The organism is Vibrio coralliilyticus ATCC BAA-450 (genome assembly GCF_000176135.1).
Classification (GTDB): domain Bacteria; phylum Pseudomonadota; class Gammaproteobacteria; order Enterobacterales; family Vibrionaceae; genus Vibrio; species Vibrio coralliilyticus.
In genome coordinates, this window is sequence record NZ_ACZN01000017.1 from 1 (window position 1) to 13,955 (window position 13,955).

Consider the following 13,955-nt stretch of genomic DNA (forward strand, 5'->3'; position numbering starts at 1 on the left):
GCCTAAAATTGTGATGTTATCTAAGGAAGTCTAATGAATATTATCTGGAGCCCTGCAACGGTTCCACCGCCAGCGGCTAACTACCACCAATGTGCGATGATTCCATCAGGTTCGACACGACTTCATATTGCAGGGCAATTGGGTATCAATGAGCTTATCGAAGTACCGGAGAGTGCTGAGGATCAGATTGTACTGGCTTGGCAAAATGTACGTGGAGTGTTGCAAGCCAATAGAATGGACATACAGGACCTGATTAGCGTTCGGATTTACATGGTAAATCGTGAAGATCTTGAAGGTTATCAGAGAGCTAAGGAGCGCATTCCATTTGATGTTGGCGCTTTACCTACGACGTTTTTATTCGTAAATGGCCTGTTTGACAAAAATTGGAAAGTAGAGATAGAAGCTGAAGCGGCCAAACGCTTTCAAGGCAGCGACATACTGAGGCATTTTTGATTATATGTTCAGTAGAAAAAAGAAAAGGCAGCCGTTATTGGCTGCCTTTGTGGGAAACAACCTTTAGCTGATGGGTAAACTGTCGTCTGCGCCCCATTCGGTCCAAGAACCGTCATACACTGACAAGTTTTGATATCCGGAAAGTTGTGCAGCGAGAAGAACAATAGCCGCCGTCACCCCTGAACCACAGCTGAAAATGTGTTGAGATTTATTGCTATCCATTGAGCTTTCCAAAATCGACTTTAGATCGCTAGCAGGTTTGAGCTTGTGACCTTCCATCAATTCAGCGAATGGCTGGCATACTGAATTTGGAATGTGGCCAGCTCGCACGCCTGGTCTTGGCTCGGCGACTTCTGCATTGAAACGAGCATGAGAGCGTGCATCAACGGTTTGATTAGACGCATTCTCGATTTGGTTAAGTACGTATTGCGCATCAACAAAGAAAGAAGGGTCGAGTTTGCCGTTAAAGTTACCTTCAGTATCGGCCTTTTTGTAAGAAGTGACAGTGTCATATCCAGCTAGCTTCCACTCGGTCAGGCCACCATTCAAGATATAGACCTCTTTATGTCCCATTGCTCTTAGCATCCACCATGCACGCGGAGAGGCAAAAGTTCCGCTGTTGTCGTAGACCACAATAATGGAATCTTGATTGAGTCCAATGCTTTTTGCTAGCTGGTTGAAGCGTTCTTCTGAAGGCATCATATGAGGAAGCGAAGCGTCAGGATCGCAAAATACAGAGTCGTAATCAAAGCGAATAGTATTTGGAATTAAGTTCTCATTGTCTTTTTCCGGCTCTGATGGGATCTGAAATTCAATGCTTGTATCTAGTACAACCAACTTTCCCGTTTGTTGTAGTTCAGTGAGCTCTTTTGGAGTGATCAACGGTGACATAATACTTCCTTATATAAGTTTATGAATTTTATGCAACTAATTTACAACAGGGCTGTAGAGGTCACAACAGAGACAGTTAATGTTTATTTGTATAGGTGTTGCACTGTATATAGCGATAGCTGATAGCGTCAGAAAAGAGTGAGGATTTCTTGTCAAGTTCCACGATGGAATTGGCAGGGCATTCAGTTTGAGGCGGGATGCTAATCATAGTTTGGTCACCATCGCTAAATTCAATATTCAGAAAGCGTCTGTTTCCATCAAGTGACTGGGTGAGAGTTTGAGTTAAGACGAGCGCTTGAACTCTAGTGGTTTGCTTTGGCTTGTTGAGCGCTATCAGTCCAAGCAGGACCAGTGATAAGAGGAGCAGGGCGGCCAGAAATATTTTGGGGTTGTTCATGGGGTCTGTTGACCTTTTGCGGTTAAATTTTGTTCGAGATAAAAGCGTTTTAGTCGCGGCGAGAGGTTTGTCGCCTAGTGACCTAAGCAAAACACCTCTCAACAAAGAGTAAAACGCTTTTAGCCGAACCCTCTGGGCAGCGTTTGTGGTTCCTTTCTACTGCGTTATCGGCTTATCAGGTAGGGCAACTACATTTCAAACCCTCTGCCTTGTATAAAGAACCCACAAACTGCTGCAAAAATCAGCTCAAAAGGTCAACAGATCCTAATAACCTTTGTACTCCTGACCGTTTATGGTGAGTTTAGCTACAAACGGGGCAATTCGGCATTTTCATCAGATTCATTTCTCGCCATGACATGGTTATCGCATCGAGGATCAAAACCTTACCTTCTTTCGCCTGTCCATAATTGGCGATAACTTTGATGGCTTCCATGGCTTGTACCGCGCCGATGATGCCGACAACTGGCGCCATGACTCCGGCTTCAACACAGCTTAATGCTGCTGAGCCAAATAGCGAGCTTAAACACTGGTAGCAAGGTTGTGCTTTATCCTGATAAGTGAAGACACTGACTTGGCCTTCCATTCTGATCGCTGCACCAGAAACAAGCGGTGTTTTTAACTCATAGCAGAGGCGGTTAAGCTGATTTCGAGTCTCTACGTTATCCGATGCGTCGAGCACTAGCGTATGCTGCTCAATTTCTGTTTTTAAATCCTCATCACTCAAACGTTGATCTATCGTTCGCACTTCTAGGTGAGGGTTCAGTTGTTGCAGAGATTCAGACGCAGAGAGGACTTTCTTCTTACCAACGTCAGCATCATAATGAAGTACTTGGCGTTGCAGATTAGACAGTTCGACAACGTCATCATCAATTAAGGTCAGAGAGCCGACCCCCGCTGTTGCAAGGTATTGGCTTGACGCACAGCCAAGGCCACCAGCACCAAGAATCAAAATAGAGCTTTGCTTTAGTGCTTCTTGGCCATCAAAATCAAATTGCTTCAATATGATTTGACGGTTGTAGCGAAGCATCTCTTGATCGGAAAGGATCTCCAATGTGCTCACTCCTAATAGAGGGTTGAATTGAACAACTGGATATTCACGGTTTCACCGACTTCAACACGGCCTCGCTCACGTTCCAAAACGACAAAACAATTTGCCAAGCTCATAGAGCGGAAAGCCCCAGAACTTTGGTTTCCTGTCGTTTCTACAACAAACTTGCCATCTTCAATGGTGTAAACACCGCGTTGGTAATCTGTGCGTCCTGGCGCTTTCTTAAATGCAGTTCGAGTTGTGGCCGGTATAGACTCAGGCGCTTTCCACTCAGCGTGTCCAGCGAGTTTCGCTAACATTGGCTGAACCAAAACGTACATTGTAAGTACTGCTGAAACAGGGTTACCTGGAAGTCCACAGAACCAAGCGGTCGATAACTTACCAAATGCAAATGGCTTACCCGGCTTGATGGCAAGCTTCCAGAAGCCGATTTGGCCGAGTTCTTCCAATATATCTTTGGTGTAGTCAGCTTCACCGACACTCACACCACCCGATGTCACAACGACGTCAGCTAAAGTCTGCGCTTTTTCAAACGTTGCTTTTAGTTCTTCCGGGCAATCAGGAATAATACCGAGATCGACAGGTTCGCAGCCGAAGTTTTCAATCAGAGGTTTTATGCCGTAACGATTACTGTCGTATATCTGGCCAGCTTCGAGAGGCTCACCAAGAGGCTTCAGCTCATCACCTGTTGAGAAGAAGGCAACGCGAGGCTTACGAACGACAGTGACATGACTGATGCCCAAAGTAGCAATCATCGGGATATCTCGAGCGGTAAGGCGTGCACCTTTGGGCAGCACGACATCATCTTTGCAAATGTCATCACCTGTAGGGCGAATGTTATTCTGCGGCTTCACATCGGTCTGATTGAACTGCACGCCTTGTTCTGTCTGCTCAGTGTTTTCCTGCATGATGACGGCATCACAGCCTTCAGGAATTTGAGCGCCAGTCATAATGCGAACGCATGTACCTTTGGGCCATTCGCCCTCAAAAGGTTGGCCTGCAAAAGATTTACCCGCCAAAGGCAGAACATTATTGTTGGTTAAATCGGCAATACGAATCGCGTATCCGTCCATTGCTGAGTTATCAAAAGGCGGAACGAAAATAGGGGAAAGTATATCTTCAGCAAGAACATAGCCAATGGCTTCGGCAAGAGGCAGTTGTAAGGTGGTTTGGATTGGTTTAATTGGCGACAGCATTTGTTCCATCGCATCTTCGATTGGCATCAAGCCAGGAGCATCACAGCAACCCATAATAGTGTCCTAAATCGTTATTATATTAGCTTTTAATAAAAATCACTTTATCACAGAAATCGTAGCCAGAATAATGACCACGGATAAAATATGGGTGTAATTATTCAAAAATCCGAGTATCCTTGTCAGCCATCCGAAAGGGGTAAATCCCTTTATTTACGGGTATGTTAAGTTGCTCAGTGGTGAGCCAAGAGTTTGTCTGTGGCCTCAATCAAATCAAGTGGTTGAAGTTTAAATGGCAAGGTTATGTAAGAGGAAGTGGAATGTCAGGTCTTAGCGAATCCGCGAAGTTGGTAAAAGATGCGCTAGAAAGCCGCGGTTTGGAGACACCAATGTCACCGAACCAAATCAGTCGAGAAGAGAAAAAAGAAAAGATTCAGCATCACATGCGTGAAATTCTTTCTCTACTTGAGCTGGACCTTACCGATGACAGTCTTGAAGAAACGCCGCATCGTATTGCGAAGATGTACGTTGACGAGATTTTCTCTGGCCTTGATTACGCCAACTTCCCAAAAATTACGGTGATTGAAAACAAGATGGATGTGAGTGAAATGGTGCGCGTAAAAGGCATAACGCTGACAAGCACTTGTGAGCATCACCTAGTAACGATTGATGGCCGTGCGACTGTGGCGTATATTCCTCGCGGAAAAATCATTGGCTTGTCTAAGATTAACCGCATCGTCCGTTTCTTCGCGCAGCGCCCTCAAGTGCAAGAGCGCATGACTCAACAAATTCTAGTCGCATTACAAACTCTCTTAGAGTCTGATGATGTTGCAGTAACCATTGATGCCACTCACTATTGCGTGAAATCTCGTGGAGTGATGGATGCAACAAGCGAAACCACCACCACTGCGTTAGGTGGTATTTTTAAGAGCAACCCGGCTACGCGCCACGAGTTCCTACACGGAATTCGTTAGAGCAGCCGATACGCTTTACGGATTATTCAAAACCGCTTCCTTGTTGAAGCGGTTTTTACTTTTTAACTGCTTACGGATCTACATTCGTTAGCCATCCTTGAAGGATACACTTGTGACAACCTCATTTAAGAGCCTGAATCTTAGAAGTGAACTGATAGAGACACTGAACAGCCTTAACTACACGGAAATGACGCCGATACAACAACAGGCGTTGCCGATTGTTCTTGAAGGTAAAGACGTGATTGGACAGGGCAAGACAGGATCGGGTAAAACAGCGGCGTTTACACTTGGGTTACTAAGTAATTTGAGCGTTAAACGCTTCCGTGTTCAGACCTTGGTACTGTGTCCAACTCGCGAGCTCGCCGATCAGGTAGCGAAAGAGGTTCGTACGCTGGCAAGAGGTATTCACAACATCAAAGTGCTCACGTTGTGTGGTGGCATGCCGATGGGGCCTCAAATTGGCTCGTTAGAGCATGGCGCGCATATCTTGGTGGGTACGCCTGGGCGTATTTTGGATCACCTTTCTAAAGGTCGTATCAATCTAGCTGAGATGAACACTTTGGTTCTGGATGAAGCTGATCGAATGTTGGAAATGGGCTTTGAAGAGGCTATTGACGCCATCATTGACGAAGCACCTCAAGACAGACAAACCTTATTGTTTAGTGCGACGTTCCCGAAAAACATTGAGTCATTAGCATCTAAAGTGATGCGTGATCCTCAAATGATCAAAGTGGAATCAACGCATCAGACAACCACCATCGAGCAGCGATTCTACAAGTTAAACGCAACAGAAGAGCGTGATGATGCTCTGGAAGCGCTATTATTGACACACAAACCTGAGTCGTCAGTTGTGTTCTGTAATACCAAGAAAGAAGTCCAGAAGGTGACCGATGAGCTAAGCCACCGTGGGTTCAGCGTTGTTGAGATTCATGGTGATATGGAGCAGCGTGAACGCGAACAGGCATTAACCATGTTTGCTAACAAAAGTGTCTCGATTCTTGTAGCGACCGACGTTGCTGCACGTGGCCTTGATGTAGATAACCTAGATGCGGTGTTCAATTTTGAATTGTCACGTGACCCTGAAGTGCACGTCCACCGAATTGGCCGTACTGGTCGTGCAGGTTCTAAAGGTGTTGCGTTCAGCTTCTACAGTGAGAAAGAAGAATATCGTGTCGCACGTATTGATGAATACATGGATATCGCTATCTCTCCAGCTGTACTACCAGAAAAACCAGTTGAGAGACCTTTCTACCCTAAGATGCAGACGATTCAAATCCTTGGCGGTAAGAAGCAGAAAGTTCGTGCTGGAGACATATTAGGTGCTCTAACGAAACAGGCTGGGCTGGATGGTAAGAAAATCGGCAAGATCAACATTCTTCCAATGGTTTCGTATGTGGCTGTTGAACACGAGATTGTAAAGCCAGCATTGAAGCAGCTTCAAAACGGTAAAATGAAAGGGCGTAACTTTAAAGCTCGTGTGATGAAGTAACGCTCCCACTAATTCTTTTAAAGCCTCCGCACCGGAGGCTTTTTTCGTTTGCTACTCCGTAAATTTGTAAGTAACCCCAAGGCTTACAGACCAGCCGAGATCTCTTTGAATTAACGGGCTGTCCGAGTCATGATGTTCCAACTCAAACTTTGCGAGCGTTAACCAATCTGGAGTTATGCTGTAGATGCCAATCAGACCTGTTTGATAAACCCAACTGCTACCAGAGCTGTATGTGTTCAGACCTGACGCAGCGGATTCTTGAGCTGAGATATCATAGAGATGCTGCGAGAGCTTTTTATCGCGAAAATCGACTTCAACGTAAGGTGTTAGCGTAAATTGCTCAAAAGGGAGATCAAGGGTTCGTCCTAAATGCAGTTGAATTTCGTATCCATCATGTTCGTTAGTTACATCATGTAAGTAAGTGAGCCGCGCGCCGACGGTACCTATGGTTATACCTAGGTCACCGTTACCATCGCGTTCGTTTATCCCGTTGGGAATATCATCAAAATCATCCGAAACTTCAGCGAATCGCCACTGACCTGAAATCCCTACATACGGGAGAACAGAGATGTTCACTAGGCTACCATCAACGAATCCGTACTCGCCGTTGTAAAAAAGGTTGGGTTCAAGGGAAAGTGAGCCACCACCATTGTCAGAGTACACCGACTGGCCATAGGCGCCACTCGCGCCGATAAAGCCGAAATCATAATATTGTTCTTGGGCTGACGCGCTAAAAGCGGTTAATGCTGCACATACGGCAAGTAGGGTGGTCGTTTGCTGTAAGTTCATAAAGGTTCTCCTTATCCACACAAAAGAAGAACGAACTTTTGATGATTGCGTTGCAGCAACGATTAGAGAAAAAGCGCATAAGATATGCATTTAGTGACGATATAAGAAAGAAAAGCCAACCCTTTGTTTAGGTTGGCTTTGGTCTCGACTGTTTGGATGGATTAACTGTCGAATAGATACATGTACTCACCGTAGCCTTGTTCTTCCAGTTCCTCGACCGGAATAAACCTCATGGCAGCTGAATTCATGCAATAGCGCAGGCCCGTTGGTGCGGGACCATCTTTAAAAACGTGGCCCAAGTGAGAGTCAGCAAATCGACTTCTAACTTCTGTTCTTGGGTAGACCAAATGGAAATCCGTTTTAGTAACGATGTACGCCTCATTAATAGGTTTGGTAAAACTAGGCCATCCTGTCCCCGACTTGTACTTATCAGTAGAAGAAAACAGAGGCTCACCCGACACGATGTCTACGTAAATGCCGTGTTGTTTGTTATCCCAATACTCGTTGCTGAAAGCTCGCTCGGTTCCTTCTTCCTGAGTAACGTAATACTGGAGATCCGTTAACTTAGCTTTAATCTGTTTTTCAGAAGGCTTGCTGTAAGGTTTTACGTTTGAAACGGCCTTGTGATCATCAATCAGCTGGCGCAGTGTCTTAGGATTCTTTTCTCGATCATCACCAAAAATGTCATCCAGGTACTGATCGCGGCCTGATGCGTAACGATAGTAGTTGTAACGGATCTTGTTACGTTTGTAGTAATCCTGATGATAGTTCTCTGCTGGCCAGAACTTGGTGAACTGAATCAGCTCGGTTTTGAGCGGCTTTTTGAAAATTCCAAGCGCTTCGATTTCTGCCATAAAGTTTTCTGCGATCTGCTTTTGCTCATCGTTATGGTAGAAAATTGCAGGGCGGTACTGAGGACCACGGTCAACAAAGGATCCTTTGTTGTCTGTTGGGTCTATATGACGGAAGAATTGGTCAAGGACTTGTTCGTAACTCACGGCTTCTGGGTCATATTTTACTTCGATCACTTCAATATGACCGGACTTACCAGATGAGACCTGCTTGTAGGTCGGGTTTTCTAGCTCGCCACCAGCATAACCAGAAACGACATCGATAACACCATGCAGTTTTTCCAAGTCGGATTCTGTACACCAGAAGCAGCCACCCGCTAATGTAGCGACCTGGTAGTCGCCGTAAGCCGAGCTTCTTGTTACGTCGCTATTTGCTGTGCCAAAAAACGACGCTAGTACGGCTGTTAGGGCAATAGCGGAAAACACTATCTTCGACTTCACTTTCATATCAACCTCTTCGATTGCTTTGTCTTTGATTAATAAGAAAGGCAAGTCGTAAGAAAAATTGCATTAGATCTCATTTTTCTAGAGATTTTTGGTTTAGAAAGTAAAAAGGGCAGCTTTCAAGCTGCCCTTTAAGTGAAGAAGTGAAATTAGCCTAGTGACGGCAAAACGCCCATAGTGATGAGCAGCTGGGCCGCGATGATTACAAAGCCAACTGTACCGCTGATCATCAAGCCTGCTGTACCACCAAACACTTGGTAGCCACCTTGAGTTTCCTCAGCAACACGAGCTTTCTTCACCATCATAATAGGCAGGAATATGGCTAGAATCGCTAGCGCAATCGCTGCGTATCCAAGAGCCATAATAAAGCCCTGTGGGTAGAACAGTGCGAAGCCCATTGGCGGGACAAAGGTAATAGCACCAACGACGATGCGGCTAGAAGCGGCTTTCTTCTTGTTGAAGCTATCGCCTAGGAATTCAAACAAACCCAAACTCACGCCTAAGAAAGAAGTCAGCAGTGCTAAGTCAGCAAAAACACCGATTGTCTGACCAAGGCCTGACTGGTGAACTTTGGTCGAAAGCGTGGAAATTAGCCCGCTTAGACCTTGGTTATCAACCAACGCATCCTGGCTTACCACACCTAGGGTTACAACTTGCCAGAAAACATAAATGATCAAAGGGATAGAGGAGCCAACAATAATTGCTTTACGTAGAGATGGTGTATTGCCATCTAGGTAGTTCACGATAGCAGGGATACTGCCGTGGAATCCGAAAGACGTAAAGATGACCGGAATAGCTGCGACGACAAGGCCTTGTTCAACAGGCATGCTCAGCAGGTACGACTCAGTCACATTCGGTGCAAGGAACGTTAGAACCATCGCCATCGCGATAAGTTTGATAGCGAATAGTACACGATTCACTTTGTCGACCGTACCAGTGCCGATGGTCACCACAGCGGCTACAACTATCGTAAAGATGACTGTTGAGGTCATTCCCGAGATTTCGACACCAGTAAATTGCGAAATTCGCTCACCGAACTGTGCACCACCGCCGGCGATGTACGCAGCACAAAGTGAGTAGAACAAAAACAACATAGAAAAGCTGGCAACCCATTTGCCTTTTTTCCCTAGAAATTGCTTGGCGAGAGTATGCAATGTTGCACTCGCGTCTGCGTGTTGGTGGAGTTCAACCATCAGTAGAGCGGTATACGCCATTAGTGCCCAAAGCGCGACCATGATGATGAGTGAAGTAGTGAAGCCAATTCCGGCAGAAGCAAGAGGTAGAGCGAGCATACCTGCACCGATAGTAGTGCCGGCGATGATCAAAGTACTACCCAGAACCTTTGATTTAGTCATGTATATATTTCTTTACGGTTTTTGTTTGATTTGGATTTTATAGCTGGAATAAATGCATATTCCGATGCAAAAAATCTACTATTTGGGCATTTTGTGGAATTAAAACGATAATTTCAAGCTAAATGTACATATAAATAACCATTAGTGTATTTAATTGTTTACGATTGGTCCGATTTTAGATGAGATTCAGTAATGCAAACGTTTACTTGCGATAAAAATCATATCGCATTGATTATTTACTTTGTTCTTTCAAAAAACTGTCATATAAGTGGTTTAAAAAGGAGCAATAGACCTTATATTCATGTTGAGACTTGAAAACAGGTCTATAAAGTTGTTTGTAATTAAGGAGGTCAGAATGAGTGACCAAACATTGAACGAAGAATGCCTTGAATTGCTAGATGCTATGGAGATTGGTTTTGAACTGTCAGATTATGAACAGTCAATCGAAGAGCTAGCAGAAGAAATCTTCAATAAATAATCGTTCGTTGAAATCAACAATCACGTTGATACCAGAAAGAGCCAGTGCAAATGCGCTGGCTTTGTGCTTTTATGAAACTAATGTTTTGTACTAGTTAGCACTATGAATTACCTCGCCCACCTTCACATAGCACAGCACTGCGAATCGAGCATGCTGGGAAATTTACTCGGGGACTTTGTAAAAGGTAACCCTGAACACCAATATTCAGCCGATATCGTCCAAGGAATAAAGCTGCATCGGTTTGTCGACAGTACGATCGACAGCCATGCACTGATGTTACAAGCCAGAGAATACTTTCCCGGAAAGAGTCGGCGTTTTTCAGGAATAGCATTGGATATGTTCTGGGATCACTGTCTGGCGTCTGAGTGGCGAAAGTACCATGCCACTAGCTTGCGAGATTTTTGTCTTGATGCCGAAAGTAAAGTCCTTGCTGAATACCCAGAAACACTTCCCGAGCGTTTTACGGCTGTCAGCGGGGCGATGTGGAAAGGTCGGTGGCTGGAATCTTATAAGGAAATTGAGAATATCGAGTACGCGCTGCAAAGAATGTCGACTCGTTCGCCAAGAATGGGGGAGCTATCGCGTTGTTTTTATACGTTAGAGCAGCGTTATCAACCATTGAAAGAAATATTCCATACCTTGTACCCAGAGATACTAAACGCTGCGAAAAGATTCTGATAGAATCGGCGACCCTGTTTCATTCGGAAAGTTACCATGTCTTCATTTCAACATCTGGGCCTGTCTCAAGCACTTGCATCTACTGTAGAAAAATTAGGTTTTGACACGCCAACGCCTATTCAGGAGCAAGCCATTCCTCACGTACTTGAAGGAAAAGATGTGCTGGCGGGAGCTCAGACAGGAACAGGGAAAACTGCTGCCTTTGGCTTGCCACTACTCAACAAGCTACTTGATCAGGAAGCGTCGAGAGATCCTCAATCAAATGATGTCTTAGCCTTGGTGGTCGTTCCTACACGTGAGTTGGCGCAGCAAGTTTTTGACAGCTTAACGGCTTATGCGAGTGCGGCTGAGATTAAAATTGTGACCGCTTATGGCGGTACCAGTATGAATGTTCAGACACAAAATCTGAGGCAGGGTTGTGACGTATTGATCGCCACACCAGGACGTTTACTGGATCACCTCTACTGCAAAAATATCAACCTTAGAAAAACCAGCTATTTGGTACTGGATGAAGCCGATCGCATGTTAGATATGGGATTCATGCCAGATATCCAACGCATATTGAAAAAGCTCAACCCTGAGCGTCAGACTCTGTTTTTCTCGGCGACATTTGATAAGCGTATTAAGACTATTGCTCATAAATTGATGAATGAGCCAGTCGAGGTTCAGGTAACGCCATCAAATAGTACAGCTGAGAAGGTTAAACAGATGGTTTATCCTGTCGACAAAAAGCGTAAAGCTGAACTTCTTGCCTATTTAATTGGTTCACGAAACTGGCAGCAGGTGCTCGTGTTCACGAAGACTAAGCAGGGCAGCGATGCGCTTGCGAAAGAGCTTAAACTTGACGGAATCAAAGCTGCGTCGATCAATGGGGATAAAAGCCAAGGTGCACGTCAGAAAGCATTAGACGATTTTAAATCGGGCACAATTAGGGCATTGATTGCAACCGATGTAGCGGCGAGAGGGTTGGATATTAATCAGCTAGAGCAAGTGGTTAACTTTGATATGCCTTACAAAGCCGAAGACTATGTTCATCGTATTGGTCGTACTGGTCGAGCTGGTCAGGAAGGTCTGGCGGTATCGCTGATGAGTAAAGACGAAGAATACTTGCTTGAAGCGATAGAGCGGCTTCTTGATGCGCGTTTACCACAAGAGTGGCTACAGGGCTTTGAACCAAGTATTGAAGAGCCAACTGAAAATGAACGCGAGCGTGGTGGAAGACGAAAAAGCCGCTCTTCGGAAAAACGAAAGATGAAAGCGAAGCTCAAGATTCATGCGAACAGAGGCAAGAAGAAGTAGTTAGCCAAATTATTAAGAGCCGCAGAGATGCGGCTTTTTTTATGCCTGATTAACAAATCATCAATATAAACATAGGATTAACTGCTTTTGAGCGATATATTGATCGTGGGCATTATTCATAAAGGACTTGATATGCAGCTTGAGTTACTCAAAGAAGGTGATGCTGAGAAACTTCTTGAGTTTGAGATTCAAAACAGAGAATGGTTTGAAGCCAATATTCCCCCGCGTGAGACAGATTTCTATTCACTCGAAGGTGTAAAAGAACACATTCAGGTATTCCTACTGGAGTTTGCCGCGAAAACTTTGGTTCCAATGTTAATCGTTGACGAGAGCGGATCCATTCTTGGCCGCGTAAATGTATCTAACATTAGCCGTCGCAGGAAAATTGCCCATATTGGCTATCGAGTTGGGAAGTCCTTCACCAACCGTGGTGTTGCGAAGTTTGCCGTCTCCAACATTATTCGAGTTGTTGAAAAAATGGGCGTTGAAAAGTTGGTAGCTTACGCATCTACTGAAAACTTGGCGTCACAGAAGGTATTAACTGCTAACGGATTTCGGCCAATGAAGGTAGTAAACAATTACGCGGAAATGCACGGAAAGCTGATTGACTGTATTGAGTATCAATTACGAATCAATTGAGGAGCAATGGATGATTAAGCAAGTAGGTACTACACAAATCAAAGAATACCACAAGGCAACTTGCCACTGTGGAAGTGTTGAATTGGAGCTGCACCTTCCACACGGGATCGATAAACCCAGGCGGTGCGACTGTTCGATTTGCCGAAGAAAAGGTGCTATTGTCGCTTCGGTAAAACTGGATGGAATTCGTATACTTAAAGGCCAAGAGTTGCTTAAGCTTTACCAATTTAATACAGGAACGGCTAAGCACTACTTTTGCTCTGAATGCGGTATTTACACGCACCACCAACGACGCTCAGACCCAACGGAATATGGCTACAATGTAGGGTGTTTAGAAGGGGTAAATCCTTTTGATTTGGGTGACGTTGTCACTAATGATGGTGTCAATCATCCAGCAGATCGTTGAGTCTCAGTAAGGAGTTATCATGGAATTTCCAATCAAAGCGTCTTGCCAGTGTGGGCAGCTTTCCTATCAACTCAAAGCTGCACCTTTAAAAGTCATTGCATGCCACTGTCAAGAATGTCAGAAATTGTCGACTAGCCCGTATAGCGTAACAGCTATTGTTAAGACTGAAGATATTGAATTTCAGGGGAAGTTGAATGAGTGGCAGCGTATAGCGGAAAGTGGCAATAAAAACTTTGCTAAATTCTGTGGCGACTGTGGCAACCGTGTTTATCATTACAATCCAGATGACACGGCAACCATTAAGCTTAAACTCAAGCCTGCAGGGGTTGAGTATAGCGCCCTCTTTGAGCCACAAATGCATGTTTGGCTGAGTGAGAAGCAAAGCTGGGTCGAAATACCAAAAGACATCCCATGCTTTGATAAGCAACCTTAAGAAGAGGAGCCTGTAGGCTCCTTTTTTGCTGCGAAACACTTGGCTTTTTATATTGATTATAAAGTCATTAAAAGCAAAGGGTTGGGTTGTTTTTTTGAACAGGAAGCCTTTTCTGCCTAGCTTCAGCCGCCTTGACTT

At 44.8% G+C, this 13,955-nt stretch carries 16 protein-coding genes; 9 read left to right on the top strand and 7 right to left on the bottom strand.

From position 1 onward, the window contains the following. Positions 1–33: 33 nt before the first annotated feature. Positions 34–453 carry a RidA family protein gene (locus VIC_RS15320; RefSeq protein ID WP_006960918.1) on the top strand — a complete coding sequence of 140 codons (420 nt, stop codon included), beginning with the start codon at positions 34–36 and terminating at the stop codon, positions 451–453. A gap of 63 nt (positions 454–516) precedes the next feature. Here the strand turns inward: VIC_RS15320 and VIC_RS15325 are convergent, their stop codons facing one another. The 4 genes from VIC_RS15325 to moeA form a co-directional block, all read right to left on the bottom strand. Further along, entirely contained in the window at positions 517–1,347 is an 831-nt protein-coding gene (locus VIC_RS15325; RefSeq protein WP_413788336.1) for a sulfurtransferase, read from the bottom strand. A 73-nt stretch (positions 1,348–1,420) separates the two neighbouring features. Further along, positions 1,421–1,741: a hypothetical protein gene (locus tag VIC_RS26755; RefSeq protein ID WP_039952088.1), complete on the bottom strand. Its 321-nt coding sequence runs from the start codon at positions 1,739–1,741 to the stop codon at positions 1,421–1,423. Positions 1,742–2,042: 301 nt separating this feature from the next. Further along, positions 2,043–2,792, bottom strand: coding sequence for a molybdopterin-synthase adenylyltransferase MoeB (moeB, locus tag VIC_RS15335; RefSeq protein ID WP_006960920.1), 750 nt, complete (start codon positions 2,790–2,792; stop codon positions 2,043–2,045). Positions 2,793–2,803: 11 nt separating this feature from the next. Then, positions 2,804–4,039, bottom strand: coding sequence for a molybdopterin molybdotransferase MoeA (moeA, locus tag VIC_RS15340; RefSeq protein ID WP_006960921.1), 1,236 nt, complete (start codon positions 4,037–4,039; stop codon positions 2,804–2,806). A 263-nt stretch (positions 4,040–4,302) separates the two neighbouring features. Here moeA and folE point away from each other — a divergent pair, with 263 nt between their 5' ends. Together folE and dbpA are read left to right on the top strand one after the other, a co-directional pair. Further along, positions 4,303–4,956 carry a GTP cyclohydrolase I FolE gene (folE, locus tag VIC_RS15345; RefSeq protein ID WP_006960922.1) on the top strand — a complete coding sequence of 218 codons (654 nt, stop codon included), beginning with the start codon at positions 4,303–4,305 and terminating at the stop codon, positions 4,954–4,956. Positions 4,957–5,068: 112 nt separating this feature from the next. After that, complete coding sequence (gene dbpA, locus VIC_RS15350) at positions 5,069–6,445, top strand: ATP-dependent RNA helicase DbpA (RefSeq protein ID WP_006960923.1); 1,377 nt, start codon at positions 5,069–5,071, stop codon at positions 6,443–6,445. A gap of 51 nt (positions 6,446–6,496) precedes the next feature. Here the strand turns inward: dbpA and VIC_RS15355 are convergent, their stop codons facing one another. The 3 genes from VIC_RS15355 to VIC_RS15365 form a co-directional block, all read right to left on the bottom strand. Further along, the gene (locus VIC_RS15355) at positions 6,497–7,234 is read right to left on the bottom strand and encodes a MipA/OmpV family protein (protein ID WP_006960924.1); all 738 of its coding nucleotides are present in this window, start codon (positions 7,232–7,234) and stop codon (positions 6,497–6,499) included. 161 nt (positions 7,235–7,395) lie between these two features. Further along, positions 7,396–8,532: a peptide-methionine (R)-S-oxide reductase MsrB gene (msrB, locus tag VIC_RS15360; RefSeq protein ID WP_039952218.1), complete on the bottom strand. Its 1,137-nt coding sequence runs from the start codon at positions 8,530–8,532 to the stop codon at positions 7,396–7,398. Positions 8,533–8,678: 146 nt separating this feature from the next. After that, the gene (locus VIC_RS15365) at positions 8,679–9,884 is read right to left on the bottom strand and encodes an aromatic amino acid transport family protein (RefSeq protein ID WP_006960926.1); all 1,206 of its coding nucleotides are present in this window, start codon (positions 9,882–9,884) and stop codon (positions 8,679–8,681) included. 355 nt (positions 9,885–10,239) lie between these two features. Between VIC_RS15365 and VIC_RS27145 the strand changes: the two genes are divergently transcribed. From VIC_RS27145 to VIC_RS15390, 6 genes are all read left to right on the top strand, one after another. After that, positions 10,240–10,362, top strand: a complete 123-nt coding sequence (locus VIC_RS27145; protein WP_006960927.1) for a hypothetical protein — start codon at positions 10,240–10,242, stop codon at positions 10,360–10,362. Between the two features lie 102 nt (positions 10,363–10,464). Then, complete coding sequence (locus VIC_RS15370; protein WP_039952091.1) at positions 10,465–11,040, top strand: acyl carrier protein phosphodiesterase; 576 nt, start codon at positions 10,465–10,467, stop codon at positions 11,038–11,040. A gap of 36 nt (positions 11,041–11,076) precedes the next feature. After that, positions 11,077–12,339, top strand: coding sequence for a DEAD/DEAH box helicase (locus tag VIC_RS15375; protein ID WP_006960929.1), 1,263 nt, complete (start codon positions 11,077–11,079; stop codon positions 12,337–12,339). A 132-nt stretch (positions 12,340–12,471) separates the two neighbouring features. Beyond that, positions 12,472–12,978 carry a GNAT family N-acetyltransferase gene (locus VIC_RS15380; RefSeq protein WP_006960930.1) on the top strand — a complete coding sequence of 169 codons (507 nt, stop codon included), beginning with the start codon at positions 12,472–12,474 and terminating at the stop codon, positions 12,976–12,978. Between the two features lie 10 nt (positions 12,979–12,988). Beyond that, positions 12,989–13,384: a GFA family protein gene (locus VIC_RS15385; RefSeq protein WP_006960931.1), complete on the top strand. Its 396-nt coding sequence runs from the start codon at positions 12,989–12,991 to the stop codon at positions 13,382–13,384. A gap of 19 nt (positions 13,385–13,403) precedes the next feature. Next, positions 13,404–13,817 carry a GFA family protein gene (locus VIC_RS15390; protein WP_006960932.1) on the top strand — a complete coding sequence of 138 codons (414 nt, stop codon included), beginning with the start codon at positions 13,404–13,406 and terminating at the stop codon, positions 13,815–13,817. Positions 13,818–13,955: the final 138 nt, after the last annotated feature.